The organism is Kineococcus terrestris, assembly GCF_041020755.1.
GTDB classification, from domain to species: Bacteria; Actinomycetota; Actinomycetes; order Actinomycetales; family Kineococcaceae; genus Kineococcus; species Kineococcus terrestris.
Window position 1 is genome coordinate 18492 of the sequence record NZ_JBEUEI010000022.1, and the last position, 15930, is coordinate 34421.

The 15930-nt window shown below is 78.4% G+C and carries 15 protein-coding genes, 1 pseudogene and 1 riboswitch; of the genes and pseudogenes, 1 reads left to right on the top strand and 15 read right to left on the bottom strand.

Going from position 1 to position 15930, the window contains the following annotated elements; translation table 11 throughout:
- Nucleotides 1-4: 4 nt before the first annotated feature.
- From AB8M62_RS13740 to def, 11 genes and pseudogenes are all read right to left on the bottom strand, one after another.
- Nucleotides 5-457: a PH domain-containing protein gene (locus AB8M62_RS13740; RefSeq protein ID WP_369052221.1), complete on the bottom strand. Its 453-nt coding sequence runs from the start codon at nt 455-457 to the stop codon at nt 5-7.
- Nucleotides 454-1299 carry an ATP phosphoribosyltransferase gene (gene hisG / locus AB8M62_RS13745; protein WP_369052222.1) on the bottom strand — a complete coding sequence of 282 codons (846 nt, stop codon included), beginning with the start codon at nt 1297-1299 and terminating at the stop codon, nt 454-456. The genes AB8M62_RS13740 and hisG overlap by 4 nt, the downstream gene beginning before the upstream one ends.
- 29 nt (nt 1300-1328) lie before the next feature.
- Nucleotides 1329-1592 carry a phosphoribosyl-ATP diphosphatase gene (locus AB8M62_RS13750; RefSeq protein ID WP_369052223.1) on the bottom strand — a complete coding sequence of 88 codons (264 nt, stop codon included), beginning with the start codon at nt 1590-1592 and terminating at the stop codon, nt 1329-1331.
- Nucleotides 1593-1667: 75 nt separating this feature from the next.
- Nucleotides 1668-2147, bottom strand: coding sequence for a 6,7-dimethyl-8-ribityllumazine synthase (ribH, locus tag AB8M62_RS13755; protein WP_369052224.1), 480 nt, complete (start codon nt 2145-2147; stop codon nt 1668-1670).
- 44 nt (nt 2148-2191) lie between these two features.
- Nucleotides 2192-2776 (bottom strand): annotated as a pseudogene (gene ribB / locus AB8M62_RS13760) (3,4-dihydroxy-2-butanone-4-phosphate synthase); the annotation flags it as partial.
- A 41-nt stretch (nt 2777-2817) separates the two neighbouring features.
- Entirely contained in the window at nt 2818-4599 is a 1782-nt protein-coding gene (gene ribD, locus AB8M62_RS20100; protein WP_373694943.1) for a bifunctional diaminohydroxyphosphoribosylaminopyrimidine deaminase/5-amino-6-(5-phosphoribosylamino)uracil reductase RibD, read from the bottom strand.
- Between the two features lie 88 nt (nt 4600-4687).
- A riboswitch (FMN riboswitch) is annotated at nt 4688-4815 on the bottom strand.
- Between the two features lie 97 nt (nt 4816-4912).
- Complete coding sequence (gene rpe, locus AB8M62_RS13775; RefSeq protein WP_369052225.1) at nt 4913-5578, bottom strand: ribulose-phosphate 3-epimerase; 666 nt, start codon at nt 5576-5578, stop codon at nt 4913-4915.
- 25 nt (nt 5579-5603) lie between these two features.
- The gene (locus AB8M62_RS13780) at nt 5604-6701 is read right to left on the bottom strand and encodes an alpha-hydroxy acid oxidase (protein ID WP_369069937.1); all 1098 of its coding nucleotides are present in this window, start codon (nt 6699-6701) and stop codon (nt 5604-5606) included.
- A gap of 93 nt (nt 6702-6794) precedes the next feature.
- Complete coding sequence (locus tag AB8M62_RS13785) at nt 6795-8399, bottom strand: RsmB/NOP family class I SAM-dependent RNA methyltransferase (protein ID WP_369069938.1); 1605 nt, start codon at nt 8397-8399, stop codon at nt 6795-6797.
- Nucleotides 8396-9337 (bottom strand): methionyl-tRNA formyltransferase, encoded by a 942-nt coding sequence (fmt, locus tag AB8M62_RS13790; RefSeq protein WP_369052228.1) that lies wholly within the window; start codon nt 9335-9337, stop codon nt 8396-8398. The genes AB8M62_RS13785 and fmt overlap by 4 nt, the downstream gene beginning before the upstream one ends.
- Nucleotides 9337-9882, bottom strand: coding sequence for a peptide deformylase (gene def, locus AB8M62_RS13795; protein WP_369052229.1), 546 nt, complete (start codon nt 9880-9882; stop codon nt 9337-9339). The genes fmt and def overlap by 1 nt, the downstream gene beginning before the upstream one ends.
- Nucleotides 9883-10054: 172 nt before the next feature.
- On the opposite strand from def, the gene AB8M62_RS13800 reads away from it, so the two are divergent.
- Nucleotides 10055-11017 carry a DUF368 domain-containing protein gene (locus tag AB8M62_RS13800; RefSeq protein WP_369069939.1) on the top strand — a complete coding sequence of 321 codons (963 nt, stop codon included), beginning with the start codon at nt 10055-10057 and terminating at the stop codon, nt 11015-11017.
- 21 nt (nt 11018-11038) lie between these two features.
- On the opposite strand, the gene AB8M62_RS13805 is transcribed toward AB8M62_RS13800, so the two are convergent.
- The 4 genes from AB8M62_RS13805 to rpoZ all read right to left on the bottom strand — a co-directional run bounded on the left by AB8M62_RS13805 (nt 11039) and on the right by rpoZ (nt 15928).
- Nucleotides 11039-12967 carry a primosomal protein N' gene (locus AB8M62_RS13805; protein ID WP_369052378.1) on the bottom strand — a complete coding sequence of 643 codons (1929 nt, stop codon included), beginning with the start codon at nt 12965-12967 and terminating at the stop codon, nt 11039-11041.
- Nucleotides 12968-13233: 266 nt separating this feature from the next.
- The gene (gene metK / locus AB8M62_RS13810) at nt 13234-14433 is read right to left on the bottom strand and encodes a methionine adenosyltransferase (RefSeq protein ID WP_369052231.1); all 1200 of its coding nucleotides are present in this window, start codon (nt 14431-14433) and stop codon (nt 13234-13236) included.
- Nucleotides 14430-15668 (bottom strand): bifunctional phosphopantothenoylcysteine decarboxylase/phosphopantothenate--cysteine ligase CoaBC, encoded by a 1239-nt coding sequence (coaBC, locus tag AB8M62_RS13815; RefSeq protein ID WP_369069940.1) that lies wholly within the window; start codon nt 15666-15668, stop codon nt 14430-14432. The genes metK and coaBC overlap by 4 nt, the downstream gene beginning before the upstream one ends.
- Nucleotides 15665-15928 carry a DNA-directed RNA polymerase subunit omega gene (gene rpoZ / locus AB8M62_RS13820; RefSeq protein ID WP_369052233.1) on the bottom strand — a complete coding sequence of 88 codons (264 nt, stop codon included), beginning with the start codon at nt 15926-15928 and terminating at the stop codon, nt 15665-15667. Before rpoZ ends, coaBC begins: the two co-directional genes overlap by 4 nt.
- Between the last annotated feature and the right edge of the window lie 2 nt (nt 15929-15930).

Consider the following 15930-nt stretch of genomic DNA (forward strand, 5'->3'; position numbering starts at 1 on the left):
CGCCTCAGCCCGGCGGGGGCTGCGGCGCGCGCGAGCGCACCAGCCGCGCCAGCCGCTCGGCCTCGGCCTGCGCGTGGGCGCCGTCGGCGCGCTGCACGGCCATGACCGCCAGGTTCTGCCCGTCGTCCAGGTCCAGCGTCAGCCACGGGTCGGCGCCGCCGAAGCGCACGGCGATCACCGCCCCCCAGTCCACCCGCGTCGTGTAGAGGACGTTGCGCACGACGAGCGCGTCGTCGGTGGGCAGGGCGCGCACCCCGACCAGGCGCACGAGCCCGCCGGCGACGAGGGCGGCGAACACCAGCGCGGACAGCGTGTCCACGACCGTCCACCCCGAGTCCGGGGAGGTGCCCAGCGCGATCGAGACCACCAGCATCGTCACCACGACGAGGACGGCGACGGCGTACCCGGCGATCCGCGCGCGCCGGGGCCGGAACGGCGCGTCCAGCCGGGCGGTCACAGCCGGCAGGCGTGGATGCTGGTCACGAGGATCGCGCGCGCACCCAGGTCGTACAGCTCGTCCATGACGCGGTTGGTGGACGACTTGCTCACCATGGCTCGCACCGCGACCCAGTCGGGGTCGGCCAGCGGGGAGACCGTGGGCGACTCCAGGCCGGGGGTGATCGCGCAGGCGGCCTCGACGAGGTGCTTGGGGCAGTCGTAGTCGACCATCGCGTACTGCCGGGCCACGAGCACGCCCTGCAGGCGGCGCACGAGGACGTCGACGGCCGGGTCCGCGGGGGCGCCCGTGCGGCGCACCAGGACGGCCTCCGAGCGCATCACCGGCTCCCCGAAGACCTCCAGCCCCGCGGCGCGCAGCGTGGTGCCGGTCTCCACGACGTCGGCGATCACGTCGGCGATGCCGAGCGCCACGGCGGTCTCCACGGCCCCGTCCAGGTGCACGACGTCGGCGGACACCCCGTGCTCGGCCAGGTGCTTGCCCAGCAGCCCCGAGTAGCTCGTCGCGATGCGCCGGCCCTGCAGGTCGGTCACCGAGGCGGCCGTGCCCGGGCGGGCGGCGAGCCGGAAGGTGCTGCGCGCGAAGCCCAGCGGCAGCACCTCGTCGGCCGGGGCGCGCGAGTCCAGCAGCAGGTCGCGGCCGGTGACGCCGACGTCCAGCGTGCCCGAGCCGACGTACAGGGCGATGTCGCGCGGGCGCAGGAAGACGAACTGGGCGTTGTTGTCCGGGTCGTCGAGGATGAGCTCCTTGGCCTCGCGGCGCTGGTTGTACCCCGCCTCGCGCAGCATGGCGCTGGCGGCCTCCGACAGCGACCCCTTGTTGGGGACGGCGATGCGCAGCACGGGTCGGTCTCCTCGTCTCGGGCGGTGCGTCACAGGTGGGCGTACACGTCGTCGAGCGTCAGCCCGCGCGCGATGAGCAGCACCTGCAGGTGGTACAGCAGCTGCGAGACCTCCTCGGCGGTGCGCTCGGCGGTCTCGTGCTCGGCGGCCATCCACACCTCGGCGGCCTCCTCGACGACCTTCTTGCCGATGGCGTGCACGCCGGCGTCGAGCTCGACGACGGTGCCGGAGCCCGCCGGGCGCGTGCGCGCCTTGTCCGTCAGCTCGGCGAACAGCTCGTCGAAGGTCTTCACGGCGGCGAGTCTAGGTGGGCGCGCGGGCGGGCCCGGGAGCGGTGGGGCCGCCCCCGGGCCGCTCCGGGGCCGGTCTCAGGCGAGCGGGGCGACGCCGCGCAGCGCGACGACGGTCTCCAGCGCCGCCAGCACGGCCTCGGCGCCCTTGTCCTCGCGCGAGCCGCGCAGGCCGGCCCGGTGCAGCGCCTGCGCCTCGTTGTCGACGGTGAGGACGCCGAACCCCACCGGCACGCCGGTGGTGACGGCGACCTGCGTCAGGCCCTGGGTGGCGGCGTCGCACACGTAGTCGAAGTGCGGGGTGCCGCCGCGGATGACCACGCCGAGGGCGACGACGGCGTCGACGCCCGTGCGGGCCAGGCGGGCCGCGGCCACGGGCAGCTCGAAGGCGCCGGGGACGCGGACCTCCACGACGTCGGTGGTGCCGGACTCCTCCAGCGCGCGGCGCGCGCCCGCCAGCAGACCGTCCATGACCTCCGCGTGCCAGCGGGCGGCGACGACCGCCACGCGCAGGCCGCTGCCGTCGACCGTGATCTCGGGGCTGCCGTCGCCGCTCATCGCGCGTCCTCCGCGTCGCTCGTGGTGCTGGTGCTGGTGCTGGTGGCCAGGTGCTCGCGCAGCTGCGCGATGGTCAGGACGGGCAGGTCGTGCTCCCTGCCGAGCGCGACGACGTCGTCCCAGCGGGCCATCGACCCGTCGTCGCGCACGAGCTCGGCGATGACGCCCACGGGCGCCAGGCCGGCCAGCCGGCACAGGTCGACCGCGGCCTCGGTGTGCCCGGGCCGCTCCAGGACGCCGCCCGGGCGCGCGCGCAGCGGGAAGACGTGCCCGGGGCGCACGAGGTCGGCCGGGGTGCTGGCCGGGTCGGCCAGCACCCGCGCGGTGCGGGCCCGGTCGGCCGCCGAGATGCCCGTGGTGATACCCGTGGCGGCGTCGGCGCTGACCGTGTAGTCGGTGCGCAGCGAGTCCTCGTTGCGCTCGACCATGGGCGGCAGGTCCAGCGCGGCGGCCCGCTCGGCGCTCATCGGGACGCAGAGCATCCCCGAGGTGTGCCGCACGGTCCAGCCGATCCACTCGGCCGTGGCCAGCTGCGCGGCCAGGACCACGTCGCCCTCGTCCTCGCGCGCGGCGTCGTCGGTCACCAGGACGGGCCGGCCGGCGGCCAGGGACTGCAGCGCGGCGGCCACCGCCTCGGCGGCGCCCGTGGGGGCCGGCGCGCAGGGCGCGCTCACAGGACCGCCTCGGCCACGTCCGCCGGCGCGCCGGCCGCCGCGCGCGGCCCGGCCAGCGACATGCGCTCGACGTACTTGGCCAGGACGTCGACCTCGAGGTTGACCACGCTGCCGGCGGGCTTGGCGCCCAGCGTCGTGGCCTCCAGCGTCGTGGGGATGAGGGAGACCTCGAACCACGGCGCGGGGTCGTCGACGGCGCTGACCGCGCTGACGGTCAGGGACGTGCCGTCGACGGTGACCGAGCCCTTCTCCACGACGTAGCGGGCCAGCTCGGGGGCGATGCCCACCCGCACGACCTCCCAGCGCTCGCCGGGGACGCGGGCGGTGACCGTGCCGGTGCCGTCGACGTGGCCCTGCACGACGTGCCCGCCGAAGCGGCCGCCGGCGGCCATCGCGCGCTCGAGGTTGACCCGGCGGCCGGGGGCCGCGTCGCGCAGGGAGCTGCGCACGAGCGTCTCGCGCATGACGTCGACGGTGAAGGTGTCCGGCGCCGGCTGCTCGACGACGGTCAGGCAGACGCCGTCGACGGCGATGGACGCGCCGTGGACGGCGTCGCTGGTGACCAGCGGCCCGCGCAGGGTGAGGCGGGCGGAGTCCTCCCCGGCCTCGACGGCGACGACCTCGCCGACCTCCTCGACGATCCCGGTGAACACGGCTGACCTCCTGGGTGCGGACGGGTGGGACGGGTCGGTGGTGGCGGCGGACCCGCTGGGCCCGGTGGGCCTGGCGGGCACCGCGGGGCGGGCGACCAGGCGCACGTCGTCGCCGACGAGGGCGACGTCGCGCACCCGCAGCCGGGCGATGCCGGGCATCGAGGTGACGCCCAGGTCGCCGACGGCGGCGGGCCCGGCGCCCAGCAGGGCGGGCGCGAGGTAGGCGACGACCTCGTCGACGACGCCGGCGCGCCAGAACGCGGCGGCCAGCCGGGGTCCGCCCTCCAGCAGGACGGTGCGCACCTCGCGGGCGGCCAGCGCCTCCAGGGCGCGCACCGGGTCGTGGGTGCGCAGGTGCAGCAGGGGCGCGTCGCCGTCGCGCAGCCGGGCGCCGGCCGGCACGTCGCGCGCGCCGACGACCACCCGCAGCGGCTGCGGGCCCTCCGCGCGCCCGTCGCGGCGCACGGTGAGGGACGGGTCGTCGGCCAGGGCGGTGCCGGTGCCGACGAGGACGGCGTCGTGCTCGGCGCGCAGCCGGTGCACGTCGGCGCGCGCGGCGGCCGACGTGATCCAGCGGCTGGTGCCGTCGGCGGCGGCCGAGCGCCCGTCGAGGGTGCTGGCGACCTTCCACGTCACCCAGGGGCGCCCGCGGGCGACGGCGGCGGCCCAGCGCTCGTTGAGGGCGCGGGCCTCCTCCACCAGGACGCCGACGACGACGTCGACGCCGCGCCCGCGCAGGACCTGCGCGCCGCCGCCGGCGCGGGGGTTGGGGTCGGGCGAGCCGACGACGACGCGGGCGACGCCGGCGCGGGTGAGGGCGTCGGTGCACGGTCCGCTGCGGCCGGTGTGCCGGCACGGCTCGAGGGTCACGACGGCGGTCAGGCCGGGGACCGCGGCCCCGCCCGCGCGGGCGGCGAGGTCGGCCAGTGCGGCGACCTCGGCGTGGGGGGTGCCGGCGCCGGCGTGGTGGCCCTCGGCCAGCGGGGTGCCGCCGGCGTCGAGCAGGACGCAGCCCACGCGCGGGTTGGGGCCGGTGAGCGGGCCGCGGCGGGCGAGGTCGAGGGCGCGGCGCATCGCGCGCACCTCGTGCTCGCTGGCGCCGCCGTCGCGGGTGCCGCCGCTCATGCCTGGCTCCTCCGGGGCACGGGTGCTCCGGGGGTCGGGCGCGCGACGACGGGCTCCCGCGCGCGGTGCGCGGGAGCGTCGGCGGGCGCCGCGTGCTGCCTCTCCTCCGGACTCTCACCGTCGGTCCCGGAGTCCCACCGGGTCGGCCCCCACCGGGGTGGGGGCTCGCGGACTGTCACCGCCGGTTCGGACTTCCACCGACCCCGGAGCACGCGCGCTGGTCCTGCTGCTGGTCCTGCTTCTGGCCCTGCGATTCAACCACGCGGTCCGCGGCCCGCACGCCCGCGCGGGCGGCGCCGGCGGGCGGGGGGGATCAGTGGGCGCAGGCGGCCTCGGCGAGCCGGCGCAGGTCGGCGATGGCGGCCGCGGCGTCCTCGGCCCCGTAGACGGCGCTGCCGGCGACGAGGACGTCGGCGCCCGCCTCGGCGGCCCGCTCGACGGTGGCCGCGGAGATCCCGCCGTCGACCTGCAGGCGCACGTCCAGGCCGGAGGCGCCGATGGCGGCGCGGGCGCGGCGGACCTTCGGCAGCGTCACGTCGAGGAAGCTCTGCCCGCCGAAGCCGGGCTCGACGGTCATCACGAGGAGCATGTCGAACTCGGGCAGCAGGTCGACGAACGGCTCCAGCGGGGTCGCCGGGCGCAGCGCCAGACCGGCCCGCCCGCCCGCGGCGCGGATCTCGCGGGCCAGCTTGACGGGGGCGGCGGCGGCCTCGGCGTGGAAGGTGACGCCCGCGGCGCCGGCTTCGGCGTAGGCCGGGGCCCACCGGTCCGGCGCCTCGATCATCAGGTGGCAGTCCAGCGGGACGGGCGAGACGGCCTGCAGCGCCTCCACGACGGGCAGGCCCAGGGTGAGGTTGGGCACGAAGTGGCCGTCCATGACGTCCACGTGCGCGGCGTCGGCCGTGGAGATGCGCGCCAGCTCCGCGGCGAGGTGCGCGAAGTCGGCGGAGAGGATGCTGGGGTTGACCTGGATCGCCACGCGGCGACCCTAGCGGGGCGCTCCGTCAGGCCCGGCGCACCACGTCCGCCGGGGTCAGCTCGCGCTGGTGGGCGAAACCGGTCTGGCGCAGGCAGGTGACCAGCTCGGCCTGCAGCTGGTCCAGGACGGCGCCCACCCCCTCGGCGCCGTCGGCGGCCAGGCCCCACATGACCGGCCGGCCCACGTGCACGGCGCGGGCGCCCAGCGCGAGCGCCGCGACGGCGTGGTGGCCGGCCCGCACGCCGGAGTCGACGTGCACCTCGACCTCGGCGCCGACCTCGGCGAGGACCTCCGGCAGGGCGTGCGCGGACGTCACCGACGGGCCCAGCCGGCGCCCGCCGTGGGTGGAGACGACGATCCCGTCGGCGCCGGCGTCCACGCAGCGGCGCGCGTCGCGGGCGCTCAGGACGCCCTTGGCGAGCACGGGCAGCCCCGACACGTCGGCCAGCCAGCCGATGACGTCGGGCGTCAGGTCCAGCGCCATCGCCAGCCCGTCGGGCCCGGCCGCCTCGACCTCGGCGGGCGTGAGGTTGGCGGTGCGGTTCTTGCGGGGCGACTCCACCCAGTTGGAGGGGTCCAGCCGCGGGCCCTCCACGGCCAGGGACGTGGTGTCCACGGTGAGCAGCAGCGCGCGGGCGCCGGCGGCGGCGGCGCGCTCGACGAGGCGGGCGGTGACGGAGCGGTCGCGGCAGACGTACACCTGGTACCACCAGGGCGCGCCCTCGGCGGCGACGTCGGCGAAGCGGGCGCCGGTGTTGGTGGACAGGCCCAGCAGGTGGCCGCGGGCGGCGGCGGCGCGGGCGGTGAGGACCTCCCCCTCGGGGCGGGCGGCGACCTGCTGGGCCATGGGCGCCACTACGAGGGGGCTGGCGACGGGGGTGCCCAGGAGGGTCGTGGCGGTGGTGACCTCGGAGGTGTCGTGCAGGACGCGCGGGCGCAGGCGGAAGGCGTCCCAGTCGGCGACGCCCTCGCGGGCGCACGTGCCGTCCCCGGCGGCGGAGTGGAAGTAGCCCGAGACGTAGTCGGGCAGGACCGCGTCGGCGCGGGCGGCGAGCTCCTCGACCCAGCCGGGCGCGGCGAGGGGGCCGGGGGTCGCGGCGGGAGCGGGTGGCGTCGTCGTCACGGCACCCATCCTCCCCCACCCGTCCGCCGCGGACGGCTGCCGCGGCGGACGGGTGGGGCGGGCGGGAGGGGACGGGCGCTCAGCGGTGCGCGCTCAGGAGGTGCGCCGCAGCAGGGCCACGTGCATGGCGTCGGTGCCGTGGGCGTGCGGCCACAGCTGCACGGCCCCCTTCCCCGCCGCCGCGCCCGGCAGCTCCTGTCCGCCGAGGACCGACGCGAGGACGGCCGGGGTGTCCAGGCGCTCCACCTGCACGCCGCGCTTCGCGGCGGCCTTGAGGGCGTCGTCGACGACCAGCCGCGTCTCGGCCAGGACGGGCGAGCAGGTGGCGTAGGCGACGACGCCGCCGGGGCGCACGGCGTCCAGCGCGGAACCCAGCAGGTCCCGCTGCAGCGGGCCCAGGGCGCCCAGGTCGGCGGGGCTGCGCCGCCAGCGGGCCTCCGGGCGCCGGCGCAGCGCACCCAGGCCCGTGCAGGGGGCGTCGACGAGGACGCGGTCGAAGGCGGCCGGCTCGTCCCGGCCGACCTCGCGGCCGTCGCCGACGCGCACCTGCACCTCGCCGGGCACGGCCGCGAGCGCCTGGCGCACGAGGTCGGCGCGGTGGGGGGCGACCTCGACGGCCGTCAGGGACGCCCCGCGCCCGGCGGCGTGCGCGGCCAGCAGCGCGGCCTTGCCGCCCGGGCCGGCGCACAGGTCCAGCCAGCGCTCCCCCTCCGCACCGGCCCCGGCACCGGCGCGCGGCTCGACGCCGGCGGCGGCCAGGACGTGGGCGACGAGCTGGCTGCCCTCGTCCTGGACGCGGGCGCGGCCCTCGCGCACGGCGGGCACCCGGCCGGGGTCGCCGTGCTCGAGGACGGCGGCGGTCGGCGACCAGCGGCCGGGGCGCACCGTGAGGGCGCGGTCGTCGCTGAGCAGGTCGGCGGGCCCGGCCAGGCCCGGCAGGGCCGCCAGGGCGACCGCCGCGGGAGCGTTGTCGGCGGCCAGCAGGTCGGCCAGCTCGCCCGCGTCGCGGCCGTGGGCGACGAGGGCCTCGCGCAGGCTGCGCACGACCCACGCCGGGTGCGACCAGCGCACCGCCAGGTGCCCGACGGGGTCCGTGGCCGCGTCGGGGGCCACCTCCTCCAGCCACGGGCCGAGCTCGCGGCCGGCGAGCTGGCGCAGCACGGCGTTGACCAGCCCGGACGGGCCGCTGCCCAGCTCGCGGCGGGCCAGCGCCACGCTCGTGGCGACGGCGGCGTGGTCGGGCACGCGGGTGGCCAGCACCTGGTGCGCGCCCAGCCGCAGGACGTCCAGGACGCCGGGGTCCAGCTCGGCGAGCGGCCGGTCGCTGACCGAGGCCAGCAGGGCGTCGTAGCTGCCGCGCCCGCGCAGCACGCCGTAGGCCAGCTCGGTGGCGAAGGCGGCGTCGCGGCCGGACAGGCGCTGCTGGCGCAGCATCCGCGGCAGGACGAGGTTGGCGTAGGCGTCCTCCTCCTCCACGGCCCGCAGCACCGCGTAGGCGACGCGGCGGGCGTCGTCGACGGCGGTGAAGCGGTCCTGGCGCACGCCGCGGCGCTGGCCGGGCCGCTCACCGGGGCGCTCCCCGGGACGCTCGGGGCGCTGGTCGCGGCGGTCCTGCCGGCCGCGCTGCCCACCGGCACCGCGCTGCCCACCGGCACCGCGGGGGCCGCCGGAGCGGGAGGGGCGGGGGGTCTCGCTCACTGCAGCTGCTCTCCGTCCTCGGGGCGCGCGCCGCGCGCCCAGTCACCGGCGGCCAGGGCCCTGGCGCCCGCCGCCTGCACCGTGCCGAGCTCGACGGCGCCGTCCCCGGTGCCGGCCAGCACGCGCCGGCGCTCCACGCGCAGGGCGCCGGGGGCCAGCGGCTCCTGCGGGCCGTCGGGGTCCGGCGCCACGGGCAGGACGGGCCCCAGCTTCAGCCGGGACCCGCGGAAGGTCGTCCACGCCCCCGGGTCGGGGGTGCAGCCGCGCACGAGCCGGTCCACGCGCGCGGTGGGGGCGGCCCAGTCCACGCGGGCCTCCTCGACCGGGATCTTCGGGGCGTGGCTGACGCCGTCGGCGGGCTGCGGCACCGCGCTCAGGACGCCGCGCTCCAGGCCGTCGAGGACGTCCACGAGCAGCCGGGCGCCGGAGACGGCCAGCCGGCCCAGCAGGTCGCCGGCGGTGTCGCGGGCGCCGACCGGCTCGGTCAGCTGCCCGTACACCGGGCCGGTGTCCAGGCCGGTCTCCAGCTGGAAGACGCACGCGCCGGTCACGTCGTCGCCGGCCATCACGGCGCGCTGCACGGGGGCGGCGCCGCGGTGGGCGGGCAGCAGGGAGAAGTGCAGGTTGACCCAGCCCAGGCGGGGCACGGCCAGCGCCTCGGCGGGCACGAGGGCGCCGTAGGCGACGACGGGGCACACGTCGGGGGCCAGCGCGCGCAGCCGGTCCAGGAACTCCGGCCCGCGCGGGCGCTCGGGCTGCAGCAGCTCCAGCCCGGCCTCGCGGGCGCGCGCGGCCACCGGGGAGGCGGCCGTGCGCCGGCCGCGGCCGCGGGCGGCGTCGGGGCGGGTCAGGACGGCGACGACCTCGTGCGAGGAGGCCAGCAGGGCGTCCAGGGAGGCGAGCGCGACGTCGGGGGTGCCGGCGAAGACGACCCGCACTAGCGGGCCTGGCCGAAGGTGGCGTGCGGGCTGACCTTCACCTGCGGGGCGGGCTGGCCCATCCACTCCGCCTCGCGCACGGCCTTGAGGGCCAGCTTGCGCTGCTGCTTGTCGAGGCGGTCGATGAACAGGACGCCGTCGAGGTGGTCGGTCTCGTGCTGGATGGCGCGGGCCTTGTACTCCGAGCCGGTGATCGTGACCGGCTCGCCGTGCTGGTCGAAGCCCCTGGCGACCACGTGCAGGGCGCGGCGGGTGTCGGCGACGATCCCGGGGAACGACAGGCACCCCTCGTCGCCGTCCTGGCACTCCTCGGACAGCTCCAGCACCGGGTTGACGAGGTGCCCCAGCTCGCCGTCGGCGTGGTACGTGAACACGCGCAGGCCCACGCCCAGCTGCGGGGCGGCGAGCCCCGCGCCGGGGGCGGCCAGCATGGTGTCCTCGAGGTCCTTGACGAGCTTGCGCAGCTCCTTGTCGAAGGTGGTGACCTCCTGCGCGCGCTGGCGCAGCACGGGGTCGCCGAACAGCCGGATGGGCTGGACCGCCACGGGGCTCCTCTCGGGTCGGGGTGCGGGTCGGGGTGCGGGTCGGGCCGCGCGGGTCGGGCCGCGCGGGAGGGTGCCCGCGGGCCCGGCGACGCGCGACCCTCCATGGTAGGCGGGTGGCGCGGCGGGCCCGTCGTGCGCGGCGGGGGCCCCGCGGTCCCCTACCGTTCCGGGCATGAGCACCGCCCGCCGCGAGCCCAGCGCCTCCCCGCCCGACTCCCCGCCCACCGGCGGGCGCCCGTCCGCGCGCCGCCTGCCGGTGGACGTCGTGCGCGGCGCCCTCATCGGCAGCGCCGAGGTGGTGCCGGGCGTCAGCGGCGGGACGGTGGCGCTGCTCACCGGCGTGTACGAGACGCTCATCGCCTCGGCGTCGCACGTGGTGACCGCGGCCCGGCTGCTGGTGACCGGCCCGCGCTCGCAGGTGCGCACCGAGCTGGCGAAGGCGCGCTGGTCGGTCGTGCTGCCGGTCCTGGCGGGCATGGCGGTCGCGGTGGTCGTGGGCGCCTCGGTGCTGGAGCCGCTGGTGACCGAGCACGAGGTGGGCAGCCGGGCGGTGTTCTTCGGGCTGGTGCTGGCCTCGCTGGTGGTGCCGGCGCGGATGGTCGGGCGCTGGACGCCCGGCCTGGGCGTGGTGGCGGTGGTGATGGCGGTGGCGGCCTTCGCCCTGACGGGCCTGCCGGCGGGCTCGACCGCGGACCCGTCGCTGCTGGTGGTCGCCGCGGCCGCGGCCGTGGCGATCTGCGCGCTGGTCCTGCCGGGGGTCTCCGGCTCGTTCCTGCTGCTGACGTTCGGGCTGTACGAGACGACGCTGGCGGCGGTCTCCGAGCGCGACCTGGCCTACGTCGGGGCGTTCGCGGTGGGCGCGACGATCGGGCTGGCCTCGTTCGTGCGGCTGCTGCAGCACCTGCTGAGCACCCACCGGGCGGTGACGCTGGCGGTGATGACGGGGCTGATGGCCGGTTCGCTGCGCGCGCTGTGGCCGTGGCAGGAGGAGGACCGCACCCTGCTGGCGCCCGCGGGCCCAGCGGGCGACGTGCTGGGCGTCGTGGGCCTGGCGGTGGCCGGCGCGGCGCTGGTGGCCGTGCTGCTGGTGGTGGAGCGCCGGCTGGAGCGCAGCGGGATCCTCGCCGACGGCTGAGGACACCCCGCCCGCCCCGGGTCAGCCGATCTGCAGGGGGTCCACCCGCACCCGCACGGGCGGCAGCTTGCGCAGGCTGCGCCCGGCGGCCAGGGCCCGCAGGGCCGCGGCCAGCTCCTCGGAGCCCTCGCGCGGCACCCGCACGACGGTGCGCACCAGCGGTTCGGGGTCGCGCCCGCGCGGCGGCGCCGGCAGCGGGACGGGGCCCAGGACGCGGGCGTCCGGCAGCGGCGGCAGCGCCGCCACGGCCTCCGCGACGTCGGCGGCCGCGCCGATGAGACCGGCGAAGCGCGCGGCGGGCGGCAGCTGCAGCTCGGCGCGCGAGGCCAGCTCGCGCTCGGCGAAACCGGCCGGGTCCCAGCGCACGAGGGCCTGCACGGCCGGGGCTTGCGGGTCGGCGACGACGACGACGGCCCCGCCCCGCTCGGCGCCGCGCACGAGGGAGGCCGCGGCCGTCCACCGGCGCAGCGCCTCCTCCTGCGCGCGCAGGTCGGGGCGGCCCAGCAGCACCCAGCCGTCCAGCAGCATCGCGGCCGCGTACCCGCCCTCGGCGACCGGCTCGGCGCCGGGGGTGGCGATGACGAGGGCGGGCCGCTCGCCCACCCGGTCCACGACGCGGGAGCCGCCGGAGGTGACGACGTCCACGCCGGGGAAGGCGCGTCCCATCTCCTCGGCGGTGCGCCGGGCGCCGGTGACCACGGCGCGGAAGCGAGTGTCCCCGCAGTGGGGGCAGGCGTGGTCGGCGGCCGGGCGCCCGCACCAGCGGCACGCGGGGGTGCCGGCGGCCTCGTCCAGGGCCAGGGGCCCGGCGCAGACGGGGCAGCGCGCCGGCTCGCGGCAGGTCGCGCACGCCAGCGTGGGCACGTACCCGCCGCGCGGCACCTGCACGAGCACGGGCCCGCGGCGCACGGCCTCGCGCAGCACGCGCCAGCCGTCGCTGGGCAGGCGGGCCGCGGCGGCCACCGGGTCCTGGGCGTGCGGGGCGGTGCCGGCGACGCTGACGCGGGGCGCGCGCTCGCGCACGACGTCCCGGTCGGCGACGACGGGGCGGGCCCAGCCGTCCTGCAGCAGCTGCTGCGCCTCGGCCGTGCGGGCGGTGCCGGCCAGCAGGGCCGCGGCGCCCTCCAGGTCGGCGCGCAGGCGGGCGACCTCGCGCGCGTGCGGGTAGGGGGTGCGCTGGTCGGCGTGCGAGTCGTCGCCGTCGTCGAGGACGGCGACCAGGCCCAGGTGCTGCACGGGGGCGAAGACGGCGGCGCGGGTGCCGGCGACGACGCGGGCGCGGCCGGTCAGGGCGCGCACGTAGGCGTCCCAGCGCGCCGACGGGCCGGCGTCGGCCTCCAGCCGCACGTGCGCCCCCGCGGGCAGGCGCCGGGTCAGGGCGGCGTCCAGGCGGTCCAGGTCGCGGTGGTCGGGCACGACGAGGACCGCCGAGCGGCCCGAGGCCAGGCACGCGCGGGCGGCCACCGCGAGCGCGTCGGCGGGGTCGGTGCCGGGGGCGAGGGTGGCGACGGCCCGCGGGGCGCCGCCGTCGGCGAGGTGGCGCAGGAACGCGGGCCCGGCGCGGTGCAGGTCCCAGCCGGCCAGGTCGTCGCCGGGCGCGGGGGCGGGCACGGCGGCGGTGGGCTCGGGCGCGGCGGCCAGGACGGCGGCCTCGGCGGCCGCGTGCCGGCCGGGCACGGCCAGGCGCACGACGTCGGCCAGGGTGCCGGCGTAGTGGTCGGCCACCCGCCGGCACAGCTCCAGGACGCGCCGGTCCAGCACGGGCAGGTCGCTGACGACGCGCCGCAGCCTGGCCAGCCGGCCGGGGTGCTCGCTGGCGGCGGCGCGCTCGAGGACCCAGCCCTCGACGTCGGCGCCGGCGAACGGCACCCGCACCAGGACGCCGGGCTGGGCCGCGTCGGCCATCGAGGCCGGGACGAGGTAGTCGAAGGGGCGGTCCAGGTGGGCCAGGCCGACGGCGACGAGGACCCGCGCGACGGGGTCCTGCTCGGCGACCTCCTCGGCGGGGCGGCGGGCCGGGCCCCGGCGCGCGCGGGCGCGGCGGGCCGGGCGCCCGGCGGGTGCGTCCTCCCCGGCCGGTGCGCCCTCGTCGGCCGGCGGGGCCTGGTCGGCGGGCGGGGCCTGGTCGGCGGGCGGGGCCTGACCGGGACCGTCCCCGCCCCCGGCGCCGTCCCCGGACGCCGGGAGCCCGCCGGGCTCCTGCTCGTCCAGGGCGCTCAGCCCGCGGCGGCGCGCAGCGCGTCGACGCGGTCGGTGCGCTCCCAGGTGAAGCCGGGCAGCTCGCGGCCGAAGTGGCCGTAGGCGGCGGTGGGAGCGTACTTGGGCTGCAGCAGGTCCAGGTCGCGCACGATGGCGGCCGGGCGCAGGTCGAACACCTCGCGGATGGCGGCCTCGATGCGCCCGCGGGCCACCGTCTCGGTGCCGAAGGTCTCCACGTACAGCCCGACCGGCTGCGCCTTGCCGATGGCGTAGGCCACCTGCACCTCGCAGCGCGCGGCCAGGCCGGCGGCGACGACGTTCTTGGCGACCCAGCGCATCGCGTAGGCGGCGGAGCGGTCCACCTTGGACGGGTCCTTGCCCGAGAAGGCGCCGCCGCCGTGGCGGGCCATGCCCCCGTAGGTGTCGACGATGATCTTGCGGCCGGTCAGGCCGGCGTCGCCCATCGGGCCGCCGATCTCGAAGCGGCCGGTGGGGTTGACCAGCAGCCGGATGTCGGAGGTGTCCAGCTCCAGGCCCTCCAGCACCGGCTCGATGACGTGCCGGCGCACGTCCGGGGTCAGGGTGCGCACGAGGTCGACGTCGGGCTCGTGCTGGGTGGAGAGCACGACGGTGTCCAGGCTGACGGCGCGGTCGCCGTCGTAGCCGACGGTCACCTGCGTCTTGCCGTCGGGGCGCAGGTAGGGGATCTCCCCCTTCTTGCGCGCCTCGGACAGCCGCTGCGACAGCCGGTGCGCCAGGTGGATCGGCAGCGGCATGAGCTCGGGGGTGTCGTCGCAGGCGTAGCCGAACATCAGGCCCTGGTCGCCGGCGCCCTGCAGGTCCAGCGGGTCGGCGCCGCCGCCCGCCTGCCGGTTCTCCCACGCCTCGTCCACGCCCTGGGCGATGTCCGGCGACTGCGAGCCGATGGACACCTCGACGCCGCACGTGGTGCCGTCGAAGCCCTTGGCGGAGGAGTCGTAGCCGATCTCCAGCAGGGTGCGGCGCACGATGGTGGGGATGTCCGCGTACGCCTCGGTGCTGACCTCCCCGGCCACGTGCACGAGGCCGGTGGTGACCATGGTCTCCACGGCGACGCGGCTGGCCGGGTCCTGCGCCAGGAGGGCGTCCAGGACGCCGTCGGAGATCTGGTCGCAGATCTTGTCCGGGTGGCCCTCCGTGACCGACTCGGACGTGAACAGGCGCAGGGGGGACGTCACGGGGTCAGCATAGGGACCACGGCGTCCCACACCGCGTCGGCCACCACGTCCTTGCTGGCCTCGGGGACCTGCCGCTCGGTGCCGTCGGCGCCCAGCAGCGTGACCGCGTTGACGGGCTCGGCGAACCCGCGGTGCTCCCCCACCTCGTTGAGCACCAGCAGGTCGCAGCCCTTGCGGGCCAGCTTGGCGCGCCCGTGCTCCAGGACGTCGCCCTCCTCGTCGCCCGTCTCGGCCGCGAAGCCGACGAGCAGCGGCGCGCGGCCGGTGCGGTCGGCGACGAGCTCGGCGAGCACGTCGGGGTTGCGCTCCAGCAGCACGACGGGGTCGCGGGCCGGGTCGTCGCCCTTCTTGATCTTGGCGTCGCTGCGGGTCGCGGGGCGGAAGTCGGCCACGGCCGCGGCCATGACGACGACGTCGGCGTCCTGCGCGGCCGCGCGCACGGCCGCGCGCAGCTCCAGGGCGGTGCTCACGCGGACGGCCTCGACGGCCGCCGGGACGGGGACCTCCAGGTGGGCGGCCACCAGGGTGACGGCGGCGCCGCGGGCGGCGGCGGCCGCGGCCAGCGCCACGCCCTGCCGGCCCGAGGAGCGGTTGCCCAGGAAGCGGACCGGGTCCAGCGGCTCGCGGGTGCCGCCGGCGGAGACGACGACGCGGCGCCCGGCCAGGTCGCGCCCGCGCGCGCCGCCGGCCAGCAGGCGCCGGCAGGCGGCGGCGACGTCGGCGGGCTCGGGCAGCCGGCCCGGCCCGGAGTCGGCGCCGGTCAGGCGCCCGGAGGCGGGGTCCAGGACGGTGACGCCGCGCCGGCGCAGCAGGGCGACGTTGTCCTGGACGGCGGCGTTGAGCCACATCTCGGTGTGCATGGCGGGCACCAGCAGCACGGGGCAGGTGGCCGTCAGCAGGACGTTGGTCAGCAGGTCGTCGGCCAGGCCGTGCGCGGCGCGCGCCAGCAGGTCGGCGGTCGCGGGGGCCACGACGACGAGGTCGGCCTCGCGGCCGATGCGCACGTGCGGGACCTTGGGCACGTCGTCCCACACGCCGGTGCTGACCGGGTGGCCCGACAGGGCCTCCCAGGTGGCCCGGCCCACGAAGCGCTCGGAGGCGGCGGTGGGCACGACGCGGACGTCGTGGCCGGTCTCGGTGAGCTCGCGCAGCAGCAGCGCCGCCTTGTAGGCGGCGATGCCACCGGCGACCCCGAGGACGACGCGGGGACGCGCGCCCTGCGGGGAGGTGCTCACTGCTCGATGGGCTCCGAGGTCAGCAGGCCCTCGTTGATCTCGCGCAGGGACACGGACAGCGCCTTCTCCTGCACGTGGGTCTCCACCAGCGGGCCGACGTACTCCAGCAGGCCCTCGCCGAGCTGGGAGTAGTACGCGTTGATCTGGCGCGCGCGCTTGGCGGCGTAGATGACCAGGGCGTACTTGGAGTCGGCGGCCGTCAGCAGGTCGTCGATGGGCGGGTTGGTGATGCCCTCGGGCGCGGCGACGGTTCCAGCCACGG